General features: G+C 64.1%; 22 protein-coding genes. 11 read left to right on the forward strand and 11 right to left on the reverse strand.

Annotated features, from left to right (window positions below):
- Window positions 1–89: 89 nt before the first annotated feature.
- A complete protein-coding gene (locus tag AArcSl_RS13510; RefSeq protein ID WP_161945966.1) occupies window positions 90–812 on the forward strand; it encodes a helix-turn-helix domain-containing protein in 723 nt (240 codons plus the stop codon).
- A 128-nt stretch (window positions 813–940) separates the two neighbouring features.
- Here the strand turns inward: AArcSl_RS13510 and AArcSl_RS13515 are convergent, their stop codons facing one another.
- The 5 genes from AArcSl_RS13515 to AArcSl_RS13535 form a co-directional block, all read right to left on the reverse strand.
- Window positions 941–3,622 carry a molybdopterin-dependent oxidoreductase gene (locus AArcSl_RS13515; protein WP_119822004.1) on the reverse strand — a complete coding sequence of 894 codons (2,682 nt, stop codon included), beginning with the start codon at window positions 3,620–3,622 and terminating at the stop codon, window positions 941–943.
- Window positions 3,623–3,626: 4 nt separating this feature from the next.
- A complete protein-coding gene (locus AArcSl_RS13520) occupies window positions 3,627–4,466 on the reverse strand; it encodes a 4Fe-4S dicluster domain-containing protein (protein WP_119822006.1) in 840 nt (279 codons plus the stop codon).
- Window positions 4,459–5,706, reverse strand: a complete 1,248-nt coding sequence (gene nrfD / locus AArcSl_RS13525) for an NrfD/PsrC family molybdoenzyme membrane anchor subunit (RefSeq protein WP_119820323.1) — start codon at window positions 5,704–5,706, stop codon at window positions 4,459–4,461. The genes AArcSl_RS13520 and nrfD overlap by 8 nt, the downstream gene beginning before the upstream one ends.
- 283 nt (window positions 5,707–5,989) lie before the next feature.
- Complete coding sequence (locus AArcSl_RS13530) at window positions 5,990–7,498, reverse strand: MATE family efflux transporter (protein WP_119820325.1); 1,509 nt, start codon at window positions 7,496–7,498, stop codon at window positions 5,990–5,992.
- Complete coding sequence (locus tag AArcSl_RS13535; protein WP_119820328.1) at window positions 7,498–8,145, reverse strand: TetR/AcrR family transcriptional regulator; 648 nt, start codon at window positions 8,143–8,145, stop codon at window positions 7,498–7,500. Before AArcSl_RS13535 ends, AArcSl_RS13530 begins: the two co-directional genes overlap by 1 nt.
- Before the next feature lie 91 nt (window positions 8,146–8,236).
- Here AArcSl_RS13535 and AArcSl_RS13540 point away from each other — a divergent pair, with 91 nt between their 5' ends.
- On the forward strand, window positions 8,237–8,974 hold the full coding sequence (locus AArcSl_RS13540; RefSeq protein WP_119820331.1) for a DUF429 domain-containing protein: 738 nt from the start codon (window positions 8,237–8,239) through the stop codon (window positions 8,972–8,974).
- A gap of 165 nt (window positions 8,975–9,139) precedes the next feature.
- Window positions 9,140–10,342 (forward strand): inorganic phosphate transporter, encoded by a 1,203-nt coding sequence (locus AArcSl_RS13545; RefSeq protein WP_193588472.1) that lies wholly within the window; start codon window positions 9,140–9,142, stop codon window positions 10,340–10,342.
- Window positions 10,343–10,375: 33 nt separating this feature from the next.
- Here the strand turns inward: AArcSl_RS13545 and AArcSl_RS13550 are convergent, their stop codons facing one another.
- Window positions 10,376–10,807, reverse strand: coding sequence for a universal stress protein (locus tag AArcSl_RS13550; RefSeq protein WP_119820337.1), 432 nt, complete (start codon window positions 10,805–10,807; stop codon window positions 10,376–10,378).
- Between the two features lie 73 nt (window positions 10,808–10,880).
- Here AArcSl_RS13550 and AArcSl_RS13555 point away from each other — a divergent pair, with 73 nt between their 5' ends.
- Together AArcSl_RS13555 and AArcSl_RS13560 are read left to right on the forward strand one after the other, a co-directional pair.
- Entirely contained in the window at window positions 10,881–11,582 is a 702-nt protein-coding gene (locus tag AArcSl_RS13555) for an SOS response-associated peptidase (RefSeq protein ID WP_119820340.1), read from the forward strand.
- 100 nt (window positions 11,583–11,682) lie between these two features.
- On the forward strand, window positions 11,683–12,060 hold the full coding sequence (locus AArcSl_RS13560; protein ID WP_119820343.1) for a YccF domain-containing protein: 378 nt from the start codon (window positions 11,683–11,685) through the stop codon (window positions 12,058–12,060).
- Window positions 12,061–12,129: 69 nt separating this feature from the next.
- On the opposite strand, the gene AArcSl_RS13565 is transcribed toward AArcSl_RS13560, so the two are convergent.
- A complete protein-coding gene (locus AArcSl_RS13565) occupies window positions 12,130–12,699 on the reverse strand; it encodes a P-loop NTPase family protein (protein WP_119820346.1) in 570 nt (189 codons plus the stop codon).
- The gene (locus AArcSl_RS13570) at window positions 12,696–14,042 is read right to left on the reverse strand and encodes a divalent metal cation transporter (RefSeq protein WP_119820348.1); all 1,347 of its coding nucleotides are present in this window, start codon (window positions 14,040–14,042) and stop codon (window positions 12,696–12,698) included. Before AArcSl_RS13570 ends, AArcSl_RS13565 begins: the two co-directional genes overlap by 4 nt.
- A gap of 99 nt (window positions 14,043–14,141) precedes the next feature.
- Between AArcSl_RS13570 and thiD the strand changes: the two genes are divergently transcribed.
- Together thiD and AArcSl_RS13580 are read left to right on the forward strand one after the other, a co-directional pair.
- Entirely contained in the window at window positions 14,142–15,524 is a 1,383-nt protein-coding gene (gene thiD / locus AArcSl_RS17705) for a bifunctional hydroxymethylpyrimidine kinase/phosphomethylpyrimidine kinase (RefSeq protein WP_119820351.1), read from the forward strand.
- A 69-nt stretch (window positions 15,525–15,593) separates the two neighbouring features.
- On the forward strand, window positions 15,594–16,013 hold the full coding sequence (locus tag AArcSl_RS13580) for a CBS domain-containing protein (protein ID WP_119820354.1): 420 nt from the start codon (window positions 15,594–15,596) through the stop codon (window positions 16,011–16,013).
- A 30-nt stretch (window positions 16,014–16,043) separates the two neighbouring features.
- Here the strand turns inward: AArcSl_RS13580 and AArcSl_RS13585 are convergent, their stop codons facing one another.
- The gene (locus AArcSl_RS13585; RefSeq protein WP_119820357.1) at window positions 16,044–17,582 is read right to left on the reverse strand and encodes a glutamate--cysteine ligase family protein; all 1,539 of its coding nucleotides are present in this window, start codon (window positions 17,580–17,582) and stop codon (window positions 16,044–16,046) included.
- Window positions 17,583–17,729: 147 nt separating this feature from the next.
- Between AArcSl_RS13585 and AArcSl_RS13590 the strand changes: the two genes are divergently transcribed.
- The 4 genes from AArcSl_RS13590 (at window position 17,730) to AArcSl_RS13600 (ending at window position 22,230) form a co-directional block, all read left to right on the forward strand.
- Window positions 17,730–19,877, forward strand: a complete 2,148-nt coding sequence (locus AArcSl_RS13590; RefSeq protein WP_119820360.1) for an acetate--CoA ligase family protein — start codon at window positions 17,730–17,732, stop codon at window positions 19,875–19,877.
- Window positions 19,870–21,057, forward strand: a complete 1,188-nt coding sequence (locus AArcSl_RS13595) for a phosphotransacetylase family protein (protein ID WP_119820363.1) — start codon at window positions 19,870–19,872, stop codon at window positions 21,055–21,057. Before AArcSl_RS13590 ends, AArcSl_RS13595 begins: the two co-directional genes overlap by 8 nt.
- 141 nt (window positions 21,058–21,198) lie before the next feature.
- Window positions 21,199–21,375, forward strand: a complete 177-nt coding sequence (locus AArcSl_RS16865; protein WP_154670821.1) for a hypothetical protein — start codon at window positions 21,199–21,201, stop codon at window positions 21,373–21,375.
- 78 nt (window positions 21,376–21,453) lie between these two features.
- A complete protein-coding gene (locus tag AArcSl_RS13600) occupies window positions 21,454–22,230 on the forward strand; it encodes an HpcH/HpaI aldolase family protein (protein ID WP_119820366.1) in 777 nt (258 codons plus the stop codon).
- A 56-nt stretch (window positions 22,231–22,286) separates the two neighbouring features.
- On the opposite strand, the gene AArcSl_RS13605 is transcribed toward AArcSl_RS13600, so the two are convergent.
- Entirely contained in the window at window positions 22,287–22,895 is a 609-nt protein-coding gene (locus AArcSl_RS13605; protein ID WP_119820369.1) for a peroxidase-related enzyme, read from the reverse strand.
- A gap of 67 nt (window positions 22,896–22,962) precedes the next feature.
- Window positions 22,963–24,348, reverse strand: coding sequence for a serine hydrolase (locus AArcSl_RS13610; protein ID WP_161945968.1), 1,386 nt, complete (start codon window positions 24,346–24,348; stop codon window positions 22,963–22,965).
- Between the last annotated feature and the right edge of the window lie 26 nt (window positions 24,349–24,374).

A 24,374-nucleotide genomic window follows, 5' to 3' on the forward strand; every position in this document is an offset into this window, starting at 1 on the left:
TGGACACTAAACCACGGTAGCCACCAAATGAAGGGTTTCGACAATCATATTTTTATATGATGAAACTAACCACCCAACGTGGGACGACCATGAATTCAACACCTCCCCGATCCGGCGAAATCAACGACGCCGACCAGTCGTTGCGAGCCCGGTTGCGGATCACGCCGGATCCGGATCTGAACTGCGGTATCCTCGAAAGCGGAACAGAGGGTACTGTCGTTGCTCGCAACGAGGTGTGCATCGATCCGAGCTGCGCTGACGGCTGCGAGTGTCGCGCGGAACTGGAGATTGTCGACGACGAAATCGAGGTTCGGGATTTCGTCGCGAGCTCGGTCGACGAAGAAGCCTGCGTCTGTCCGGTGTTTCGAGAACGTGACTGCACCGCCAACATCGAATCGTACAAGAACGATTTTCTGTACGTGTCGATCACGGTACCCTCACGTGACGTCCTCTCGGACATCGTGGCGACGCTACGGGAGCGTGGTGCGTCCGTCAGCCTCGAGCGGATACAGTCGCTGTCGAGTGAAGAATCCGAAGGACGGACCGTCGAACTCGATGTCAGCACGATAACCAAAAAACAGCGGGAGGCTATCGAGATGGCCGTGGAGGCGGGATACTACGACTACTCCACTGAAAAGGCGGAATTGGAGGAACTTGCAGCGGAGTTGGACATTTCCCTGTCGGCGTTTACACAGCGACTTCGAGCGGCCGAATCGAAACTCGTCCGGGAACTGTCGATTGCGGACGGTTTCGAGTTTCGTAACGAGCCTGGTTCTACGGACACGCAGAAGTCTTCAACGCGAGTCGACTGACGAGCGGAGTTTCTGGGGTGCGGCCAGTTCCCGCCGAACGCGTTTCGTTGGTGTGATCCGTACCGTGCTTTGATCTCGAACTGCGGGGGAAGCGGTTTCCGTATAGAAACCTGAAACCGCACGTCAGATCAGCGCTTTTCGACGTCTACACGGATGTCACCGTAGTAGACCGAACTTCCGCTCAGGCGGTCGTACTCCGCAGGAATGATGTTGTTGTTGTGACTCCCCCGGGGAGATTCGCCGAATTCCGCTGCGGCGACTGTACCGTAGGCCCAGTGCCCATTTCCGTAGGGCTTACCAACTGTGCCCGGTCGGATTCCTTCCCACAATTTCGCGGTGCCGTCGATCTCACCGGTCGGCGAACTGATGCGGATTTCGTCTCCATCTCGGATGCCGAGTGCGTCGGCGTCCCGTGGATTGATCAGCGTGTAGTCCTCCTCCGGTTCCGAACCTGGATCGATGTCGCCGAACTCGTGTTTCCACGTACAGTTCGCCGAGCGGCCCTCCCTGTTGAGACCCGACTTGTAGTCGACGAACTTGAACGGATACTCGTCCTCGTCGCCGACCTCGTACGGTTCCTCGTAATGGGGGACGAAAGCGTGGCGGTCGCCGTCTGTGCGTGCCTGGTATTTGCAAACGTCGAGTACGGTATCGACGTCGGTGTCGTGCCGATCGGCGTGTGATTCCAGCCCGCCTTTCAGCGTTTCCGAGTAGAACTCGAACCGGCCAGTGTCCGTCGAGAACTCGCCGCCCTCCGAGGGCCACCGGTGTCTGTACTCCCACTTGTCAGTGTGCCAGATTCCGCGGTTACGGAACGTCTCCCAGCCGTCGATCTCCTCGCCGAGATCGTGATCGATCCCGGGATCCCATATCGGCTGGGTTCGGATCTTGATGGCGTTTCGGGAGAACGCCTGGGCACGCTTTTCTCGTGCGGTGAAGTCGTCCCCGGGAATCTCCTCGCGTACCGTCCGGCCCGTCTCCGGATCGGGAAACTCGCGTTCGAAGAACTCGAGCATGTTGTCGAACCCTCGATCGGCGAGCGCTTCCGCGATCAGGTACGGCACCTCCGTCTCGTCCGTCTTGACGTCCCACGTTCGACCGTTCTCGAGGACATCCTCTGGATCGTCCGGATCGTCTGCCAGCACAGGTTGCATCAGATTGATCGAGCGGTATCTCTGGCCGTCGCTCTGTAGTTGGCCCCACCGCTCGAACTGGTGGTGAGTGGCGGGGAGCACGATGTCGGCGAACCACGCCGTCTCGCTGGGATGGGTTTCGATGGTCGCGTGGAACGGAATCTTCTCGAGCGCCTCCAGCCAGCGCTGGTTTTCCGGGTTGGAGAACGCGAAGTTGTTCCAGTACGAGATCAGTACCTCGATCTCGTTTGGATCCTCGTCGAGGATGCCGTCCGCAGCGTTGTTGGTCACGACACCGCCGCCGGATTCGGCGTTGTTCAGTGCAGGGAACTCCAGGCGCCCACGCTGATCGATTTTCTCGTGGGCGAGTCCCTGTTCGGCGATTTCGTCGACGTACTCGTCCGGACCCGGGAGTCCCTGAACAGCCGACTCCGGGGCGAACAGGGTGCCACCGCGGTTTCCGACAGAGCCGACGAGGCCGTTGAGAACGTGTACCGCCATCGCGGTGTAGGTGCCTCGAACCTGCATGCTCGGTCCGCCGCCGAGCCAGGAGATGGCGTGTGGGCGCGCTTCCCCGAACCGTTGGGCCACGCGCTCGATCTGTTCCACCGGAACGCCGGTTACGTCATGGGCCCATTCCGGCGTTTTGTCCTTCAGTTCGAGGTTCCACCACTCGACGAGCCCGTGGACGTTCTCGCTCTCATCGAAGGCATCCGGTTCGATCTCCTCGCCCGATTCGAACTGGTTTACGCCGTCGTGGAAATCACCGACGAACTCTCTGTACCACAGTCCATTCGTCAGGAGGACGTGCGCAATGGCGGACGCCAGTGCGCCGTCGGTGCCGGGTTCGATCGGGAGCCACTCGTCGGATTTGGTGGCCGTCGACGACAGCCGAGGATCCACGACGGCCGCCTCCCCCTGATCGAGCAGTTCACCGAACGCCCGCATGTAGTGGGACACCTGTCGGTTTGCCGAAACTGGATCGGCACCCCAGGCGATCAAGTACTCCGTTTCAGTGACGTCGTACTGTCTGTAGGCCCACTCGCCCTCGGTGAACATCGGACCGGCCTTCTCGGCTTCCGCACAGATCGCACTGTGAGAGATGTTGTTCGGCGATCCCACGAGCTGTGGCACGTGGCTGTAGAGGATCGGGCGCAGGTAGGTGTACCGCCCCCTGGTGATCATGAACTTGTGGGTCTCCTCCGTTTCTCGAAGGTCCATGATGCGATCTGCGATCTCGTCGATCGCTTCCTCCCAGGAGATCGGTTCGAACTCCGGATCCTCGTCGGGACCTTTCTCCGGATTGGTCCGCCGCAACGGTTGTTTGATCCGGTCCGGGTCGTATAACTGCTGGATCGAGAGGTCCTGACGGGGACAGTCATTGTTCCCGTGAACCTTCGACCGCCGGTTGCCCTGTGATTTGAGCGCCCGGCCGCTCTGTTCGTCGACCAGAATCTGCGCGGAACACCAGGAGGTACAGCCGGCACAGGTACTGGGCCGCCAACTTCCGGAGTGTTCCACGAGCTGTGTGCGCGCGTCTTCTGCGGCAGACAGTGTGTTCAACTGGACTCCGATTCCGGCAGCGGCTGCTCCAACAGCCCCCGCTTTCATGAACCCTCGTCGATCGATTGCCGGCCCCGTGCTGTCGTTGCTGTCGTCGGAAACGTTCTTGCTCATGATATCAGTCCCCCAGTCCGGCATCGCCTTTGCCCGGTTCGTAGCTGCCGCCGTTGTACTCTCGGACGTACTTCACCTTCGGTTCCGTCCCTTTCTCGGGTTTGAGCACCTCTCCGCCGCCGTATTTGCCGAGGATATCGCTGACCTTCGATTCCGGATCGTTCAGGTCGCCGAAGATCCGGGCGTCCGTCGGACACTCCTCGACGCAGGCGGGCAATTCGTTTTCTCGCAAACGGTGGATACAGAAGTTACACTTCTCGACGATGCCCCTGTACCGGGTCGGATGTTCGGTATCGTCGACCTCGCGGTTCGGGTTGTAGTACGCCGGGGCGTCCTCGTCGATATCCAGTTCCTCCTTGAGTTCGGCCGGCGACGCGGTTCCCCCTTCGATGGCCGACTCGTCGTCCCGCCATCGTGGATGAGGATCTTCTTTATTGAAGAAAATCTCGTCGTACGGACAGTTGATCATGCAGTACTTGCAGCCGATACACTGGTCCGGATTCTGAACCGTGATTCCGCCCGGCCCCTTCTCCAGGGCGGTTGTCGGACACCCCTCGGCACACGGGGCGTCACGACACTGATTGCACAGGGTAGGAACGTACTCGTAGCTGACATTGGGGAACTCCCCCTCGGTCCGGGTTATCCGGCTGGAGTAGGCGACCCCCTCCTGCAGGTTGTTCTCGAGCTTGCAGGCGATGTTGCACCCTTCACAGCCGACACAACGCTGGAGGTCGATGACCATTCCCAGATCGACGTCCCGATCCTCCAGATCCGTCTGGTCCAGTTCGGCCTGCATTACCCTGTCGAGTGACGCAAGCTCCTCGTTCGTCGACGTTTCAGTCATCGTCATCACCCTTCATGGGACCGCCCGTGCAACTACTCATGTCTGTTTGCGCGAATTCCGGGATGATATCCAATGCAAACCATCGCATTCCGATCGTATAGACGAGTCCACAGAGGGCCACGGCGAAGACGACGAGCGCCCCCTCGACGAGCGATGGAGAGTAGCTCGCGATCGGATACTCGTATCCCGGGTCGGCAACCAGGGCGACGACCTGCCCACCGACGACGAACTCGTAGCGGGTGACGAACACTCCCACGATTACCGCCGCTGCGCTCGCAAATACGCCGTTTATCGTCCGGGTTTTCGGGTACGCCAGCAGTCCGAGTGGCACGACGAGTCCAACGAATATTCCCACTCCCCAGTAGATTGGCGCAAACGATCCAAGGAGCATCTGCTGGTATGCCATAGCCACTGTATCGCTCGTTGCCGTCAGACCGTAGATTCCCTTGAGAAATGCAAAAAGCAGCGTCAACCCGACGAGCGCACCGAGTCCCACCGCTACCGGTCGAGTCATGAACTCCTCGAGTTCAATACACATGCTCTCGTCTCTGATCTTGAACTCCGCGATAACGACGAACGCAACCAGCGCGAGGCCGGACGTAATGGCTGTCAGCAAGAAGTACAGTGGGGCGAAAATACCGCCCCAGTACGGTCGGGATTCGACCATGCCGAAGATGTACCCGGCTCCGAGTATCACGCCCAGAGCGACGATGAAACTTATCACACCGACCGCCTCCATAACCGGAGCGTCGACAAAATTGTCCAGCTCCATCAACACCGCAAGCAGCACGAGCACGGCGATCAACGAACCGGCGAACAGGACGACCCACCAGATCGGCGATGACAGGTTCGCGTTGAGGAACGCGTGAACGAATGGTCGTTCTGGACGACCCAGGGAGATGGTGATGCTGAACAGACCGGCAGTCACCGCCGCGATTCCGACGAAGATGCTCCGCTTCAGGACGATTTCAGCACCTCGAACGTGGAAAATAAGTGCAAGACTGACGACGCTGATAACGATCCCGGCACCCATCAACAGGAAGAACTCGTACGTCGAAACCAGCAAGCCCCACGGGAACTGGTCGGTGATTCCAAACGTGACGGCACCGACACTCAGGGCCTGATAGATGCCGTAAAGCCCGATCACCAGGCCTGCTCCGATTATAGCGTACCAGGCGTACTCGAGAGGCGATGTCGACTGTGGCCCCAGATCAGCGGCACGCCCCGTTTCTCCGCTCATGGCTTTCCCCGTTCCTCGGGCGGATTGTGTTGTGTATATTTCACATAACCGCCCACGTTTATACACCCTTTCGAACTGTTATCAGACATTGTCTTCACCACTATGTTGTTGGGTAACACGCAGTGGTGGCCCTGTTGCTTAATGGTGAAGTGATATAAATAGGGGTGGCAAAGTATGCGTTCAGACGCATCCAGCAATTCCGCTCATATATATCGCAACTCGTCACCGTATGCCAACCGCGGAACCTCGACGTGTATTCTCCACCAGTCACCAACAGACCATGTTAATCGTCAGCGACCGCCGCGTCGGGTCGATACTCCTCGCTGATTTTCTTCCATTTGTCCGTGCGGAACCGCCAGTAGTTGATCGCCGCCGGCACTGCGGTCTCGGCGACGAACGCCAGATACAGCCCCCACAGCCCGATGGCGGGCACGTCGATCGGGGGCGTGATCGCCCCGAGAACCGGAACCGTGACCGCCGGCACCGACAGCCCGACTGCGCCGAGATACGCGAGTGGAATCGACACGCCGAACATACCGAGCAACTGGCTCAGGAACGTTATCCGGGTGTCGCCGCTGGCGTCGAGCAGACCCGCAGCGGAGCTTTTCACCCCCTGGAATACGACCGCGAAACTCGCTGCATACACGAGGTTGATCGCGATCGGGATCTCGCCGCTCGCTGGATCGTCGGCGAACAGCACCACGATCTGTTCGGCGAAGACGGCGACCAGTAGCGCAGACACCAGATACGTCGCCACCGAAAACCGGGTGATATCTCGGCCATAGGCGGCGGCTTCCGTTTCGTCGTTCTGCCCGAGCGCCTGGCCGACCAGACTGGACGCCGCCAGCCCGAAGCCCCAGCCGGGCGTGTTCATCACGCCCCAGATCCGCCGGGCGATCACCCACGCGGCGACGGTGTTTTCCCCGAAGATGTCGAGGATCCCGAGCATCGGGAACTCGGCGGCCGTCCAGACGAGGTTGCGCAGTCCGACCGGCGTTCCGATCTCGACGAGGTCACGGATCATCCCAGGTTCGGCCCACTTGCCGGTCGCAGAAATGCGAACGGGGAACGGGACGATCCCTGGCAACCCACCGAGCAGCAGCCCGACGACGAACGCCGCCGTGATCGCCACGTTCGAAAGCACCGTCCCGAGCGCCGCGCCGGCGACGCCCATGCCGAACCCGAAGATGAACACCGCGTTGAGGGCGATGTTCGCCACCGCCCCGCCGGCCCGCACCAGCATCGCCGTGTAGGCGTCGTCACAGCCGACGAGCACGCGGCTCCCGACGAGGTTCAACCCCGCAAAGGGGATGCCGAGCCCGACGATCTTGAGATACGTCGCCCCCTCCCGGATCGCCGCCTCGTTGCCCGTGAGAAGCGAGATGAACTGTTCGGGATACGTCCAGAACATCGCAGAAAGCGGTAGTGTGAGGACGACGACGAGCAGCGTGCTCGACCGGACGGCCCGACCCAGTTCGCCCCACGCCTGCGCGCCGTACCGCTGGGAGACCAGCGCGATCGTCCCGCCCGCAACTCCACCGCCGATGGCGAACGCGAACCCCCAGAACGGGCTCGCGAACCCGACGCCCGCGACAGCAGAGGTCCCCACCGCGACGCCGACCATCGCGACGTCGACGGCGTTTTTCGACATCCGGGCGATCCCGGTCACGACGCGGGGCCAGGCGAGTGCAGTCGTCTTTACTGCCCGTTCGCGGTCGATCAACCCGAGCTTCGCCAGCCCGAGTCCGATCCAGAGAATGACCAGCCGGACGGGATTCGGCAGCCGGGACATCAACCCTGCCGGTCGGGATCGTCGAGCGTTTCCTCGATCGTTGGGAGGTCAGCCTCCTCGGTAAGGATCGGTTCGATGACCCGTTCGAGGAGTTCCTCGACGACGGTCCGGGTGTAGCTGTCGTTCTCCTCGCCGAGCGTGATCTGCCGGGTTCTGGCGCCATCCAGTGTCGCGACAAGAAGCGCAGCGGTCCGTTCGGGATCGACCGGCTCGAAGACGCCCTCCTCGATCCCGTCTTCGAGGATGTCGATCACGGTGGTCCGCAGGAGCCGGTCGCTCCGGACGAGCCGTTCGCGGATCCGGTCGTTGAACGCCCCCTGCGACCGCATTTCCAGAAGCGCGAGGTGAAACGCCTCCCGGTCCTCGTCGCCCGGCGCGAAGACGAATCGGGCCAGAAATTCCATCAGCCGTTCGCCCGGCGGGTCGGTCGACCGACACTCCAGGCGCTGTTCGTACGAATCGAGCAGATCGTCGAGAAACGCGACGAGTAGATCCTCCTTCGTGTCGAAGTGGTAGTGCAAAAGCGACTTGCTCTTCGAAGACTCGTCGGCGATGTCTTGCATCGTCAACTTCGCGTACCCGTGTTTCCGCAGGGCGCGGTCGACGGCCTCGAGTATTTCCTCGTCAGTTGCCGATTCCCGACCCATTGACTGACTGGTCAGTTAACGACGCCAAAAGGTCTTTCGGACCGGTCCAAAGTCCGGAGCACTTTCAGTCTGGCCGGCCGTGGTCGGACGCATGTACCTCGGCGTCGACGGCTGTCCTGACGGCTGGATCGCAATAGTGTACGACGTCGACGAGTACGCAGGATCAGGACTGTACACTCACGTCGAAGCGCTTTACGAAGATTACGGGGAGGAGGCCGAAAGTATCCTGGTCGACGTCCCGATCGGCCTCCGGGAGCACTCGAACAAAAAACGCCCCTGCGATGTGGCCGCCCGGCGGCTGCTTTCCCCCGATCGTCACGCCAGCGTCTTCGCCCCGCCGGTCCGGGCGGCAGTTCACGCCGACAGCTACGAAGCGGCCAAACGCATCCAGGAGGAGCGCACCGACGGCAGCCTCGGGGTCCAGTCGTGGGGAATCGCCGACGGGATCGCACAGCTGGACCGGTTCCTCCGGGAGACGCACTCCGATGCGGTCGACATCGTCCGGGAGGCCCACCCCGAAGTCGCGTTCTGGGCACTCGCCGGGGAGGAGGCGACCGAGTACTCGAAAACGGGACAACCAGCGGCCGCGTTCGTCGAGCGCGTCGACCGGCTCGAGGCGATCGATCCGGACGTTTCGGCGCATCTCCGGAGAGCCGGCAGAGATCTCGATGCCGAGGTGGGAGTCGACGATCTCGTCGACGCGTTCGCACTCGCAGTGACGGCCAGCCCGCTCACTGGTGATCTCCGGACGCTTCCCGACGAATGGCCCGACGACGATCCGGGGGATCCGGCGGGGCTTCCGATGGAGATGGTGTACGCCCGGCCGTGACGCCTGCGACTCCTCCACACCCGACTGAACCACAGACCTTTCATCAGTACCGGACGAAGGAACGAAAGTGAACGGATCACCGCGGAACCATCAACTCCGGTCACGGGGTACTGGACACCCGAGCGACCGCGGATTCGGCAGTCCCGAACGGTTCCGGAGGCGAACATGACCATGGCGTTCTGGGTGCTCGTCGTCCTCGCGACGGTGACCGGGCTGTTCATGGCATGGTCACTTGGTGCCAACAGCAACTCGCCCCCGTTCGCGCCGGCGATCGGCGCCAACGCCGTCTCGACGATGCGTGCGGCGTTCCTGATCGGAATCCTCGCGGCCGCCGGCGCGGTCACCCAGGGGGGAAGTATTTCCGAAACCGTCGGAACCGACCTCATACTGGGGACGACTATCACCCCGCTGGCGGCGACGACGGGACTACTCGTCGCCGCGACGTTCATGACGTTCGGCGTCTATTCGGGGTATCCCGTCCCGGCGGCGTTCGCGACGACCGGCGCGATGGTGGGGGTGGGCCTCTCGCTGGGCGGCGCTCCCGCGTTCGAGACGTACCGTCGGATCGGAACGTTCTGGCTGCTCGTCCCGCCGGTGTCGGGCGGACTCGCGTACCTGACTGCGACACTCCTCCGCCGGGACGACGTCCCCGAAACCGTCGGCGTTCCCCTGCTGGCGGCGGTCGTCGCAGCAATTCTCGCACACATCCGGCTCGGGGTGATTCCACATCCCGATCGCGCCCAGGGATCGGTTGCGGAGTTCGCGTCGCACGCGCTCGGTAGTCCGAGTATCTTCGGCGTCGATCCGGCACTCGGGGTCGTCACCGTCGTCTTCGCCGCAGTTGGATTCCTATACATTCGGCGGAAGGTGTCCGCGTCCGTCGATCGGGGGATCAGGTCGTTCCTCCTCGTCCTCGGCGGAATCGTCGCGTTCAGCAGCGGCGGGAGTCAGGTGGGGCTGGCGACCGGTCCACTGGAGGAGTTGTACGGGGTCGAACTCGGTCTTCCGGGGATCGTGTTGTTGACAATCGGGGCCATGGGGATCCTCGCCGGGGCGTGGATGGGGGCCCCACGACTGTTGCAGGCCACCTCCCGGGAGTACGCCCAGCTGGGCGTGCGACGTTCGATCGCGGCACTGGTTCCGGGGTTCATCATCGCGCAGGCCGCGATCGCGCTCGGGATTCCGATCTCCTTTAATAACATCATCATCTCGGGCGTGATCGGCGGCGGGCTGGCCGCCGGGGCCGCCGGCGTCTCCCGCAAGAAGATCGGGGTGACGATAACGTTCTGGCTGCTCACACTGGCATCGTCGATCGGGATCGGGTTCGGGCTGTATCGGCTGTTTTCGACGCTCCTGGGGATCCAGTGAGCGACACCGACCCGGTCAGTGCCGGGGCGTGAGTCACTGAACAACCGTTACGGGAACTGGCGATTCGCCGGTGACGGTGGTTGCGACGGTTCCCAACAACCGACGAACGACGCCGGTTCGCGGCCCGCCGTGACTCCCCATCACCACCTGATCCACGTCGGAGCCCTCGATGTACGCGAGTATCGTCTCCGCCGGATCGCCGGTCTCGATTGCCGTTTCGACCGTCCGATCCGCGGCCTCGGCCCGAACCCGGGCGCGTTCGATCAACCGTTCGGCACGCTCGTTGGCCTCCTCGAGCCGCGACATCTCGGGTTCGAGGATTCCGCCTTCGCTCATCTTCACGTCGATCGGCGTCACGACGTTCAGCACGGTGATTCGACAGTCGAATACATCGAGGGCGTAAACGAGCGCGTCGGCGGCTAATGGTGAACCGTCCAGCGGAACGAGCACGTGTGATGGCGTCACTACTGTCCTGTTTGGGGGGCTTCTTCTTATATTCGACGTGGTGATTAACCGTGTCCTCCACGAATAGGTCGCCATGTGCGGACGGAACTCACTGTTCGTCCCGCGGGAGCAGTTGGAAGCGCGGTTCGACGCCGAACTCGTCGCCGATGGTGGGTACGAACCGCGATACAATATCGCCCCCGGAGACAGCCTGGAAGTGATCACGGCCGAAGCCCCGGACGAGATCGATCGGTATCGCTGGGGAATCGTTCCGCCCTGGAGCGATAGTCCGGGTCGCGGAGAACTCCTGATCAACGCCCGAAGTGAAACAGTCGCCGAGAAGCCGACGTTTCGGGACGCGTGGAAAGCGCGTCCGTGTCTCGTCCTCTCGTCCGGATTTTACGAGTGGCAGTCGACGGCTGGGGGATCGAAACGGCCGTATCGGATCCACCGGGACGGGGACACCGTGTTCGCGATGGCGGGGCTGTGGGAGCCCCCCGACGCCCGGGAGGACAACGCAGGCGAAACGGTCCCGAGAGTAACGATCCTGACCACAGAGGCGAACCGGTTGATGGAGCCGATCCACGATCGGATGCCCGTTCTGCTTCCGGAAGAGACCGAATCCGAGTGGCTCGCTGCGGGACCTGCAGCTCGGGAAGAACTGTGTCGTCCGTACCCCGACGACGACCTCGATGCGTACGAGATCTCGACGCGGGTGAACGATCCCGGAAACGACGACGAGCGCGTGATCGAACCCCTCGAACACGAACAGTCCGGCCTGGGCGAGTTCTCCTGACACACCGCCCGACGAATGTGACGCGCCTTTCGAGTGCACGCGAAGAGAGCACGTTCTTGGTTTCGACACCGGTTTACCGATCGGTGGCCTAACGGCGACGATGACCCAACGATCCCTCCTCACCCGGGCGCTGTGGTTCCTCTTCGTGGGCTGGTGGACGACCCCGATCGTCGTCAACGTCGCCTGGGCGCTGAACGCCACCGTGATCCTCATCCCGATCGGAATCAAGCTAATAAACCTCGTCCCGACGGTGCTCACGCTGGCGGAACCGCGGTCGCTTTCCGACCAGTCCTCGAGCCGCGGCCAGTATTCGTTACTACTCCGGGCGATCTACTTCGTGCTCGTCGGCTGGTGGCTGAGTTTCCTGTGGGCCAACGTGGCCGCGCTGCTCGCGATCACCATAATCGGACTCCCGATCGCGATCTGGATGCTGAACCGGCTCCCGTTCGTGACGTCGCTCTACCGGTTCCACGGCTGAGTGTCAGGTCCGGGCGGGGTCCGGACGTGGTCCCCGCAATTAAAAGCCGACCGTCATTTGAACTGTTTGTCACTCGAGTTCGATCGTTCGGTCCGCCCACCGTTTGAGCTTCGCGAGGCTCTCCCGCTCCCGCCGGGAAACGGGGTCGTCCGTCCCCAGCTCTGCGCCATCGTAGGCGTTGACAACGGCACACCCGGCGCGGTCGCAGTACCCGGTCAGCTCATTCGGGTTCCCCACGTCGTGCTGGAACGGGATCGTGGCGTCGTTGACGAACACTGCCGCGGGTTTTTGCGGCGCGGCCTCGAGAAGCGTCCCGGCGCGATCGGCGTTGTCCCGGGCCAGCGCCTGCGTCTCGTCGTCGGTTGTTCCCTGGAGCCTCGGTGCGTGCGCCTCGAGGACGCCGTGCCAGACGCCCTCGGGAACGTCGAGAAACCGATCGAGTCGGCCGCCGATCACCCGACCGTCGCGTTCGACTTCCGGTCCGAATTCGAACACGACGACGCCGTCCGTTCCGTGCTGGTCGATCCAGGCCGAAAGCGCCCGGGCGGTAAGACGGGTTTTTCCCGCGCCCGAAGGGCCGACGATCAGCGTCGATCCCGACAGCGGAACGTCCAGATCCCCGTCGTCGCGGTCACTCATCCGGTCACCTCCTCGCGACCGTACTTCCCGACGAGGCCGACGATCGCGATCGCGAGCACGACGGCGAACGCGAGCACGAATCCGGAGATCGGATCGACGCCGGTCGAAACCTCCTCCCGAACGAAGTTGGCGGCGAGGGTTCCCGACACGGCAAACAGCACGATTCCGCCGAGGTTCGCCACCCGGGAGTTGGGTTCGGGCACCGCGTCGCTGTTCAGGAGGTACAACACGACCGCGATCGCGAACGGCGTCCCGACGGTTCCCAGCGCCAGCACGAGCACGAGTTGGCCGAGCACCTCCCCACCGATGAACGCGCCGGCGCCGGAAACGACGGCGAACCCCGCAAGCAGCAGCCGATAGCGTGCGTCGGCGATGGTCGTCTCCCAGCCGAGTTTGTCGGCGACCAGGAACGGCGGCACCACCGTGTTGGCGCCGAGCGTCGACACCGCGGCGCCGCCGAGTCCAAGCAGGAACAACAGCCTGGCGTGCTCGCCGACCAGCGGTCCCAGCGCCTCGGCGGCTCCCACCGCGGTCAGGTCCGGATCCGAGAGCACGCTCGCGGCGACGAGGAAGATCGCGACGCTGTAGATCCCGAAGGCCACGAGCATCGACGCGCCGACGTCGAACGTTGCGAGCCCATACTCTCGCTCCGTCCACCCGCGTGCCCGCATCGTGTACGAGTGCATCGTGATCAGCGTGATGTGGACCGCGCCGCCGAGCACGCCCGCCGCGACCAGCGCGCCGCCGGACGGGAGCGTGGGAACGAGCCCTGTCGCCGCCGTTCCCGCGTCGATCGGGACCACGAACAGTGAGGCGACGAACGCGGCCACCGCCAGCGCGACGAGCACCTTCGCCGCGAGCTCCAGGAGGTCGTACCCCCTCCCGGCAAGCCCGAGGAGGAGGATCAGCGCCCACAGCACGCCCCACGCACGGGCGTCGACACCCGTGAGCGTTGCCGACACGCTGGCGAGGGTGTTCATGATCACGAGCTGGGCGACGCCGGCGGCGATGACGACGTCTAACACCAGCACCCACGCCCACAACTCGCCGAGGTGGTCCTCCGTGACGCCGACGATCCCCCGTTCGGTAAGCAGCCCCAGACGCATCGCCAGGTACTGTGCGAGCGCGCCTGCTCCCGCCGACAGGACGACCACCCAAAGCAGGGCGTAATCGAACAGCGCGCCCGCGGTGATCAGGCTCGCCATCGTCGCCGGCCCAGCCGCGATCGCGCCGGCGATCCAGGACGGCCCCATCTCCCGCAGGTACGACCGGACCGTTCCCCGGGTGACGGCAGTCACGTCGGTCGTCGACTCCGTCGACTCAGGTGCCGTCGCTTCGCTCATGTCGGAGGATGACTGCTCCCGGTCGAAATAAGTTGGTGATACAATTCAGTTATGACTCCCGGCAGTACCGATTTGTATTTGCCGGTGGTAGCAACACCTATGGAGACACAGAGACGCGCCGCAACCGTACGGAAACCAGTCGTCTTGACGATCGCCGGCAGCGACTCCGGCGGTGGCGCCGGCATCCAGGCCGACCTCAAGACCATGGAGGCACTGGGGACGTTCGGGACGAGCGTCGTCACGAGCGTCACTGCACAGAACACCGTCGGCGTCGAGTCGACGCATCCGGTACCGGTCCCGGAGATCGAGGCACAGATCGACGCCGTTCTCTCGGATTTCGACGTGCGGGCCGTCAAAACCGGTATGCTCGGGACTCGAGCAGTCGTCGAGGCGATTACCGAGCGAGCAACCGATATGTCGATCCCGCTTGTCGTCGATCCGGTGATGGTCGCGGCGTCGGGCGATCGATTGCTGGAGCCGGCGGCCGAGGCGGCCTACGAGGAACTGATCGCGGAGTCGACGCTGGTGACGCCGAACGCCGACGAGGCTGCCGTGTTGACCGGAATGGAACCCGAAGGGGAGGAAACCGCACGCGAGGCGGGCGAACGATTGGTCGAACTCGGTGCCGAGGCCGCCCTCGTGAAGGGCGGACACGTGCCGGGCGACCGGATACGCGACGTGCTCGTCTTCGCCGGCGGCGAGGAAACGCGCGTCTTCGACCACCCTCGCGTCGATACCGATGCGACGCACGGCTCCGGCTGTACTCTCTCGAGTGCGATCGCCGCCCGGCTCGCACGGGGGGCTGCTCTCGAGGACGCGGTTCGTGACGGAATTTCGCTTCTGGAACGTGCGGTCCGGTATCCACTCGATGTCGGTTCCGGCCCGGGACCAGTGCATCACCTGGTCGGGATCCGGGAGCGTGCGTCGCGACATCCCACCGCCGAAGCGGTCGAGGGGATCGTCGACTCGCTGGTCGAGATGGACGCGCGACCGCTCGTCCCGGAGGTCGGTACGAACGTGGTCGGCGCCACGCCGTTCGCCGAGGCGCCGGCCGAGACCGCCGCCGTCGAGGGACGGATCGCCCGCACACGCTCGGGCGTCAGGCCGAACCGTGGGGTCCGTTTCGGGGCGTCGAGCCACGTCGCTCGCTTTCTACTTTCGGCCCGGGAACACGATCCGGACCTCCGGTTCGCGGCGAACCTCCGGTTCGACGACGGCGTCGAATCGGCGCTGTCGGCGCTGGAGGGCGCCGTCGAGATCGATCGCTCGACGGAACCCGCGCCAGACGTGGAGGGATCGACGATGGGCTGGGCCGCCGGCCGGGCGTTCGACCGCGCCGACGGAACACCCACGGCGGTGTTCGACCGGGGAGATGTCGGCAAGGAAGCGATGACCCGCCTGCTGGCATCGGATCCGGAAACGCTGGTGGGGCAGTTGCGAACTGTGCTCGAGGAACTCGATAACGGCGGCGCGAATTCCTGACTGCATAGAACAGTAATGATAATTTATTAAATACCGTCGGGATTGTTCACCTGGGGGAGGGAACACAACATGCCAGTGGACGATCTCGCAAGAAGCGACGTAGTGACGGCCGGAGTGGACACGACAGCAGCCCAACTCGCAACGACGATGCGCGACGAGAGCGTCGGTAGCGTCGTCATCGTGGACGGTACCGAACCGGTCGGTATCGTCACCGACCGCGATCTGACCGTGCGCATCATCGCAGCGGAAACTGATCCGACGGCGGTCACCGCGGCGGACGTGATGACCGAGGAAGTGGTTACGATCGACTGGAACGCCGGGTTCTACGAGGCGACCGCGCTCATGAGTAACCACGGCGTCCGGCGGCTTCCCGTGTGCCGGGACGGCGATCTCGTGGGGATCATCACCGCAGACGATCTGTTCGAACTCATCGCCGACGAGAAACAGCAGCTCGCAGAGGTCATCCGGGCACAGCGGCCGGAGTACTGACTCGGATCGCCCCGCTACCGGGCGTCCGGATCAGAACCACTCTTCGAACGAGCCGTCGAGTAACGTTTCGGTCTGGTTTTCGATGTACGCGCGTTGCATCCCCTGAATCGATGCATCCAGCGATCGGCCTGACTCGAACCACTCGCGTATCTTGTCCCGTTTCCAGCCGGCGGGCGTCATCCCGGATTCCAAACGCCATCTGAGCGGTCGGAGGATCTCTTCGGCCTGACGTTCGGTACAGCCCGCGGCGTTGAGCCCGACCGCCGCGTGATCGAGGAGGTCGGTAAACAGCCGTTCGGTGTCGGTGACCGATTGACCGTCGGCGTCGATCCAGACCAGGTCGGCTCCGAATCCATCGCGGACCGCGGCGTAAAAATTCTCTCGTGCGCGTTCCCACGGCTGTTCCCGGATCGGATGCTCTCGCCGGGGGAGCGCCTCCATCAGGCCGGCGAACGCCGCCTGCACCGCAGTCGAGTCCCGGACCGTCGGCTGTGCGGGGATCGGTCGGAACTCGATGCGTGCGTTGGCCTCCGAACGGGTCGCCCCGTCGAACACCGGGCGGACCCACCGCCAGTAGGTGCCGTGTTTCTCCCGCAGGGTGGCAAACGAGTCGTCGAACCGGTTCCCCGCCGACGGCAGCATCGGAACGAACGGTTCGTCGTTGGCAACGCGGTCGACTGCCTCCTCGACGTCCGCGAGGTCTTTCGGGAAGCGGACCTTCTCGGCCTCTGCGGCGTCGTTGAGCAACGATTCGAACACCGGGATCCGGTTTTCGTGCCACCCCTCCACGAGCACGTCCTCGCCGGTGGTCCCATCCGCGTACAGGTCCGGAGGGAACACCGGCGAATTGACAGAAAGCGCAAGTAGTGGGCCGGCGACCCGGAGTGCATAGTTGAACACGAGTGCGAGATCTGCCGCCTGCTTCACCTGATAGTGCGGCTGGATCGACGTGATGAGACTCTCGGGCATCACGGTGTCGGCCGACAGATCGACCAGCGGAGCGTCCACCGAAAACGCCCGATCGCCGTCCGTCTGATTCGCCATCGCGTGATACCGTACCGCGCGGCTCATGTTGGTCGCGATCCGGATCCCGCCGTCGCTGACGCTGTCAGTGAGATACCCCCGTGCGGTCTCGCCAACCGGCGGAATCGTCCACATTCCATCGCTGACGAGCCGCATTCCCTCCGCACGGGTACAGTTCAGCGCGGCCCTGAGGCGGGCCCGTACCTCCGCCTGCTGTGCCTGGAGTCCGTGGGCGTTGAACGGCTGCGGGTTCGTCGTCATCTCGGCGTTGTGCAGACCCAGCTCCTTCTCGAAGCCGATCAGTTCGAGCAACCGCCGCGGAACCCGCATCAGCGCGTACTCCCCGGCCTGTGATTCGCCGGACCAGCGTCCGTCGGCCACCGCGTAGAACTCGTATTCGAGGCCGACGATCGACTGGTGGTTGTCGAACGTTCCCTCGTGGATGGCCTCCGTTACCGCTTCCGCGTCGGCGGCCGCCCGCGAGCGGAACTCCTCGGGATCGACCTCGAGTACGTCCCGAACCGACTCCGCGAGGTCCTCGCTCATGAGTACGTCCCCACTGGAGCAGGACAAACGGTTAAAGCCGACGGCTCCCGTCGAAAACCGCCGTAAATCAATGAGGATATAATCATTGATACTGATCGTTGTTCGGCGTCAGGAGGCTTTTAACCCCTGATTGCGAAGCTTCCGAAGATGGGAGTCGTATCGGAATTATTCACGGCAAACCGGGTCGCGGTGGTCGGCGCTACACCCCGAGAGGGATCGATCGGTCGGGCCATCACCCGGAACCTCCTCGAGGACTACGAAGGCGAGGTGGTTCCGGTGAATCCAAACTACGATGAGGTGCTCGGCATTCCCGCAGTCGGCGATGTCGACGACGCCGACGCGGATCTCGCGGTCGTCGTCGTTCCCCCCTCGATCGTGATCGACGCGATCGAGTCCTGCGGGGAGGCGGGCGTTCGAAACGTCGTCGTCATCACGGCCGGTTTCGGCGAGGCTGGCGCCGAGGGCGCACAGCGCGAACGGCGGTTACAAGAAATCGCCGAGGAGTACGAGTTGAACCTCGTCGGCCCGAACAGCCTCGGGATCATGTCCACGCCGACGGGCATGAACGCCACGTTCGGACCCGAGAATGCGATTCCCGGGGGACTCTCGTTTATGAGCCAGTCGGGCGCGTTCATCACAGCGGTCCTGGACTGGGCGAACGACCAGGGAATCGGCTTCAAGGACGTCGTCTCGCTGGGGAACAAGGCGGTGCTCGACGAGACGGACTTCCTCCGCACGTGGGGCGACGACGAGGAGACAGACGTCGTGATCGGCTACCTCGAAGGGATCGAGGAGGGTCGGGAGTTCATCGACACCGCACGCGAGGTGACAAACGACACGCCGGTCGTGCTCGTCAAGTCCGGCCGGACGAGCGCGGGTGCGCAGGCGGCCTCCTCCCACACGGGGACGCTCGCAGGATCCGACCGAGCCTACGAGGCCGGGCTGGATCAGGCGGGCGTGCTCCGTGCGGAGTCGGTCCAGGAACTGTTCGATTACGCGGGCGTACTCGCCGGGCAGCCGCTTCCGGAGACCGAAGACGTTGCGGTGATCACGAACGCCGGCGGGCCGGGTGTGATGGCGACCGATGCGATCGGCGACTCGGACCTGTCGATGGCGTCGTTCACGACGGAGACGACCGACCGCCTCAAGGAGTCGATGCCCGAGGAGGCGAACATCCACAACCCGGTGGACATCATCGGCGATGCGGACATCGATCGGTTCAGGGAGGCCCTCGAGATCGTTCTTGCCGACGACAATGTTGGGTCTGCACTGGTGTTATCCGCCCCGACGGCAGTGCTTTCCTTCGACGATCTCGCGGAGGCGGCCGCGGACGTCCAGTCGGATACCGGACTCCCGATCGCGACCTGCCTGATGGGCGGGGACGACGCCAGGGCTGCCGGCCGGCAGCTCCAGGAGTACGGGATTCCCTCGTATTTCGATCCGGCACGCGCGGTCTCGAGCCTCGATGCGCTCGCGCGGTTCCGGCGCATAACCGAACGGGAGTACGAAACACCGACGGAGTTCGACGTCGACAGGGAGCGCGCACGGGAGATACTCGGCTCCGTGCTGGATCGCGACGACAACCGACTCGGCGTTGAGGCGATGGGCCTCCTCGACGCCTACGGCATCCCGATCCCGGACGGCGATATCGTCGACTCGCCCGACGAGGCGGAGTCGGTCGCCCGCGGGATCGAGGGGCCGGTGGTGATGAAGATCGTCTCGCCGGACATCCTCCACAAGTCCGACATCGGCGGCGTCGCCGTCGGAGTGGATGACGCCGACGTCGCCGACACGTACGAAGACCTCATTACGCGGGCTCGAAACTACCAGCCCGACGCGGATCTCCTGGGCGTTCAGGTCCAGGAGATGGTCGACCTCGAGGACGGCATCGAGACGATCGTCGGGATGAACCGGGACCCGCAGTTCGGACCGCTGTTGATGTTCGGACTCGGCGGGATCTTCGTCGAGGTGCTCGAGGACACCGCGTTCCGCGTGGCGCCGGTCGCGAAATCGGAGGCCCGCGAGATGACCGAAGAGGTGAAGACTGCGCCGTTGCTTCGCGGCGCTCGCGGGCGGGATCCGGTCGACGTCGACGGAGTCGTCGAGACGGTCCAGCGGCTCTCACAGCTCGTGACGGACTTCCCCGCGATCCTCGAACTCGACATCAATCCACTGGTCGCGCTTCCCGAAGCGACGGGAGACGCCGACGAGGCACAGCAGACGGCGGGCGTTACGGCCGTCGACATCGCACTCACTGTCGATCCGGAACAACTGGAGGCGGAACACAATGACTGACGACACATCGAACGAAAACGGCGGTACCGAAACCGAAACCGAAACCGAAACCGAAACCGAAACCGAAACCGAAACCACGACGGCGTCGAACCCGGGGGGCGAAACGGAGACGATCCTGGTTTCGGCCGTCGACGACGTGACCGGGAAGACGGCGGTCACCCTTGCGATCGCGACGCAGGCGGCCGAGGAGCGTTCGGTCGGCTACATGAAGCCGAAGGGGACGCGCCTCGAGAGCAAGGTGGGCAAGACGCTCGACACCGATCCGATGCTCGCCCGGGAGCTGCTCGGGCTCGAGGCCGAAATGCACGACCTCGAACCGGTCGTCTACTCGCCGACCTTCATAGAGGGGGCGATCCAGGGGCGCGAGGATTCCGCCGAGCTGCACGACCGCATCCGGGAGGCGTTCGACTCGCTCAGTTCCGGACACGACCTGATGTTCGTCGAGGGGGGCGGCCGATACACGACCGGCGGAGTCGTCGATCTCAGCGACGTCGACATCGCGGAGCTGCTGGACGCTCGCGTCGTCCTCGTGGCCGACTACGAGGAGCCGGGCGATCTCGACGATCTGCTCGGCGCTGCGGACGCGTTCGGCGACCGGCTGGAGGGCATCATCTTCAACGCGGTCGACGACGCAGCCTACGACGGGCTCGAACGGGACGCGATCCCGTTCCTCGAAGCCGAAGGAATCGACGTGTTCGGCGCGATTCCCGAGGTGCAGGAGCTATCCGGAGTCACTGTCGACGATCTGGCGGACGAACTCGGTGCGGACGTTCTCACGGACGTGCCTGGCGACGCGTTCGTGGAGCGGTTCCTGGTGGGCGCGATGGGCGGGGACGCCGCCCTCCGCCACTTCAGACGCGCCCGGGACGCGGCCGTGGTGACCGGCGGGGATCGGTCCGACGTCCAGACGGCGGCACTCGAGGCGCCGGGCGTCCGGTGTCTGGTGCTCACCGGCGGCCACCGCCCCTCCAGCGCCGTACTCGGGAAAGCCACAGAAGCGGGTATGCCGGTGCTCGCGGTGAACACCGACACGCTCACCGCGATCGAACGCGCAGAAGGAGTTGTGCGGGGGGGACGCACACGGTCGCCCGAAACCGTTGAGGTGATGCGCGGGCTGTTACACGAGCACGTGGATGTCGACCGGGTGTTGGAGGGAGAAGACTTTCGAGCCGACTACTGAGACGACCAGGTGAGCGGTGGTAATGGCTGATTACCGCCAGCGGCCGGCGGGATAGACAGAGCACAGTGGGGGTCGAGGCGCCCGGAACTGATCAGTATCAGGCGGCCCATACCTATTGGGTTTCGGGACTATTCTTCGTCCATGGGGTTCGTCTGGGAAGCCAGCCTTCGGTGTGGGAACTGCAACGCCGCGTTCAAGGGGCGACCGATCGAGTACGACGACCTCGGCTATCCGATCTGTCCCGCCTGCGGCGAGTCGCACGGCCCGACCTCGCCCGGTGGAACCCGGCGACGGGAATCCTCCACGGGTCAGGTGTAAGCGGTTTCGGCTGTCGCTCGTCACTGCTCGACGTCCGGGGCCGGGAGTTTATAGTGCACCCCTATGGGAAACTGTAGTATGGAACAACGACTGGCGACTGCCGTCGACACCGCCGAACCCTTGATCGGGAGCTGGGGATTCATTCCGCATCCGTCGACGGCCGAACTCGCAGCGAGCGTCGGGTACGACTTCGTCGTCGTCGACGCGGAACACTCGCCGATGTCGGACGAGACGGTGGCGGAGATGCTCCGTGGAATCGACGCCGCAGACGGCGACGCCGAAACGATGGTCCGCGTCGCCGACGACGACCCGACGACGCTACAGCGAACCCTCGATCTCGGTCCCGACGCGATCCTCGTTCCGATGGTCGATACCCCCAAACAGGCAGAGCGCATCGTCCGCGCCGCTCGCTACCCGCCGTCCGGCAGCCGTGGGATCGGACCCGCGCGATCGACGGGATACAGCCTCTCGCTCGCCGAGGCAGTCGAGGCCAACGACGACGCGTTCGGACTTCACGTCCAGCTCGAATCGGAGCAGGCGATCGACAACGCCGCCGAGATCGCTGCCGTCGACGGGGTCGACGGCGTGTTCGTCGGGCCGATGGACCTCTCGCTGTCGATGGGAGGGCTCGGCGAATACGACACCGACAGGTTTCAAACCGCGGTGGATCGGGCGCTTACCGCAGCCCGGGAGGAAGCCGTCGCGGTCGGAACCCTGGCCACCGACGCCACCGAACGCGAGCAACGGCTCGCGTGGGGGGTCGACTATCTCGTCGCCGGCGTCGACCTGCTCCACGTCGCCGACGGGGCGAAGGAGGCGCTCGCCCATAGCCGAGATCTCGTGGGGGATGAGTAGCGTCGCGGGCTGCTTTTGCCGACACGCCGAACGTCATGTCCGTAGATGGATGCCGACTATCCTCCGTCGTCAGTTCCGCTCCGGCCCAACTCGTAAAACTCGTCGTTCGGCCGCCAGTCGGCGAACGTCGCGAGCCGGTTCGAGAGGTTAAAAAACGCCGCGACGACGCCGATGTCCCACACTTCTGCCTCGGAGAACCCGGCATCGTACAGCCGGTCGAGGTCCTCGCGTGTGACTGACGCGGGTCGTTCGGTCAGTTTCACCGCCACGTCGAGCATGACCCGGTGAGCGTCGCTCACGTCGGCGGTGCGGTAGTTGGAGATCAGCTGCTCGGCGAGGTGTGGATCGCCGGCGTAGATCCGGCACAGCGCGCCGTGGGCGACGTTGCAGTACAGACAGTGGTTGACTCCCGAGACGGCGACGACGATCATCTCTATTTCCGCCCGGTCGAGCGCCCCCTCGTCGACGATCGCGTCGTGGAAGTCGACGAACGGCCGGAAGTGCTCCGGTCGGTGCGCGAGCGCGGCAAACACGTTCGGCGTGAAACCAGCGTCGGCGGTTTCCTCGGCGATCCGGTCCTGCAGGTCTGCGGGGAGATCGTCGAAGTCGGGCACCGGGAAGTTGCGCTGTGCGTCGTCGGAAAGCGTCGGTTCGGAACCGCTCATGATCGGCGGTTCGTCACACGTGCCCTTCAAACTACGACCGGCAATCGACAACGTTTGACCGCGCAGCTCAGGCCTGGTGCAGGCGGAGGCGTTCGAGGAACAGGTCGATCCCATCGTCGGTTTCGACGAACTCTACTGTCGACTGCCGCCCGCCCCGAGTGCGCGTCCGGAACTGCCACTCCTCGAGGTTCTCCGGGACGAGCGCGACGGTCCGTTCGTCGATCCCGTTTTCGAGGGTCACCCACAGAACCCCGTCACGTTCTTCGACCGTCGCCTCCCTGATCCCCGCGTACGCCTCGTAGCTCCCCACGAGCGGATCGATACTGTCGTGGTACGTGTAGTAGGGCACGACGTCGGCGGGGTCTTCCCCCTGGAGGGTGGCGACGATCCCCTCTGCGACCTGGGTCGGATGGGGTCTGGCACCGATATTGCAGGCGATCGCGACGCCGAGCCCCTCCTCGGGGAGAAAGCCGACGTACGCGGTCGAGACCATGATCGACCCGCCGTGGCCGACCAGTTGTGTGCCGGCGATCTTCCGGGTGCGCCAGCCGTAGCCGTACGGTCCCGACGGGGTCTCGACGTGGCCCTCGTGAGCCCGGGCCAGCAGATCCGGATCGACGAGTTGCGAGCCGTCCGGCAGTGGCTCGCCGCCCGAAAGATGGTAGCGCAGATAGGCTGCGAGTTCCTCGACGGTGCCGAAGAGCCCGCCGGGGCCGTGGCTCAGCTCACGGACGGGGAGTGACGCCTCCTCGGGGGCGTCCTCGCCCGGCCGGTAGGGCGTCATCACGTCCGGAGCGTCCTCGTCGTCGGTGTCCAGTCCGGGAAGGCTATCGGAAAGCAGCCGTGAACGATCCATGCCGAGCGGGGCGAAGATTTCGCTGTCGACGTATTCGGCGAACCGTCTACCGCTTTCACGTTCGACTGCGTCCGCGAGCAGGACGTACGCCTCGTTGTTGTACATGAATCGTCCCTCGCTGTGAGCGTCCCGCTCTCTCTCGGCGCCGTCGACGTGTGCGTACACGTCGTCCATGTCGCCCAGCGGGATTCCGTGTTCGCCGGCGCCGCCCTGGCGCGCGATCAGTACCTCGCTCGTTCCCAGGGACGGAACCCCCGAGGAGTGCGTCAGCAACTGATGGAGTGTGACTTCACCAGCCCCGTCGAACTCGGCCGGCGTGTGCTCGGCAATCGAGTCGGAGAGGTCGAACCAGCCCTTTTCAACCCCCTGGAGCACGGCAAGCGCCGTGAACGACTTCGTGACGGAGCCGAACCCGTACAGCGTGCTCGGCGTCGCCGGTGCGTTGCTCGCGAGGTCCCGCGAGCCGAATCCGTCGGCGTACACGACCTCGTCACGATCGGTGATCGCGATGCTCGCTCCCGGAACGTTCGCCTCGGCCATCCACTCGCGGACGAACGAGGCGATTTCGCGTTCGGTGTCGGTCGATAGGTCGGCCATATCGCTATCCGTGCGGCCAGCCGACT

This window comes from Halalkaliarchaeum desulfuricum, assembly GCF_002952775.1.
Classification (GTDB): domain Archaea; phylum Halobacteriota; class Halobacteria; order Halobacteriales; family Haloferacaceae; genus Halalkaliarchaeum; species Halalkaliarchaeum desulfuricum.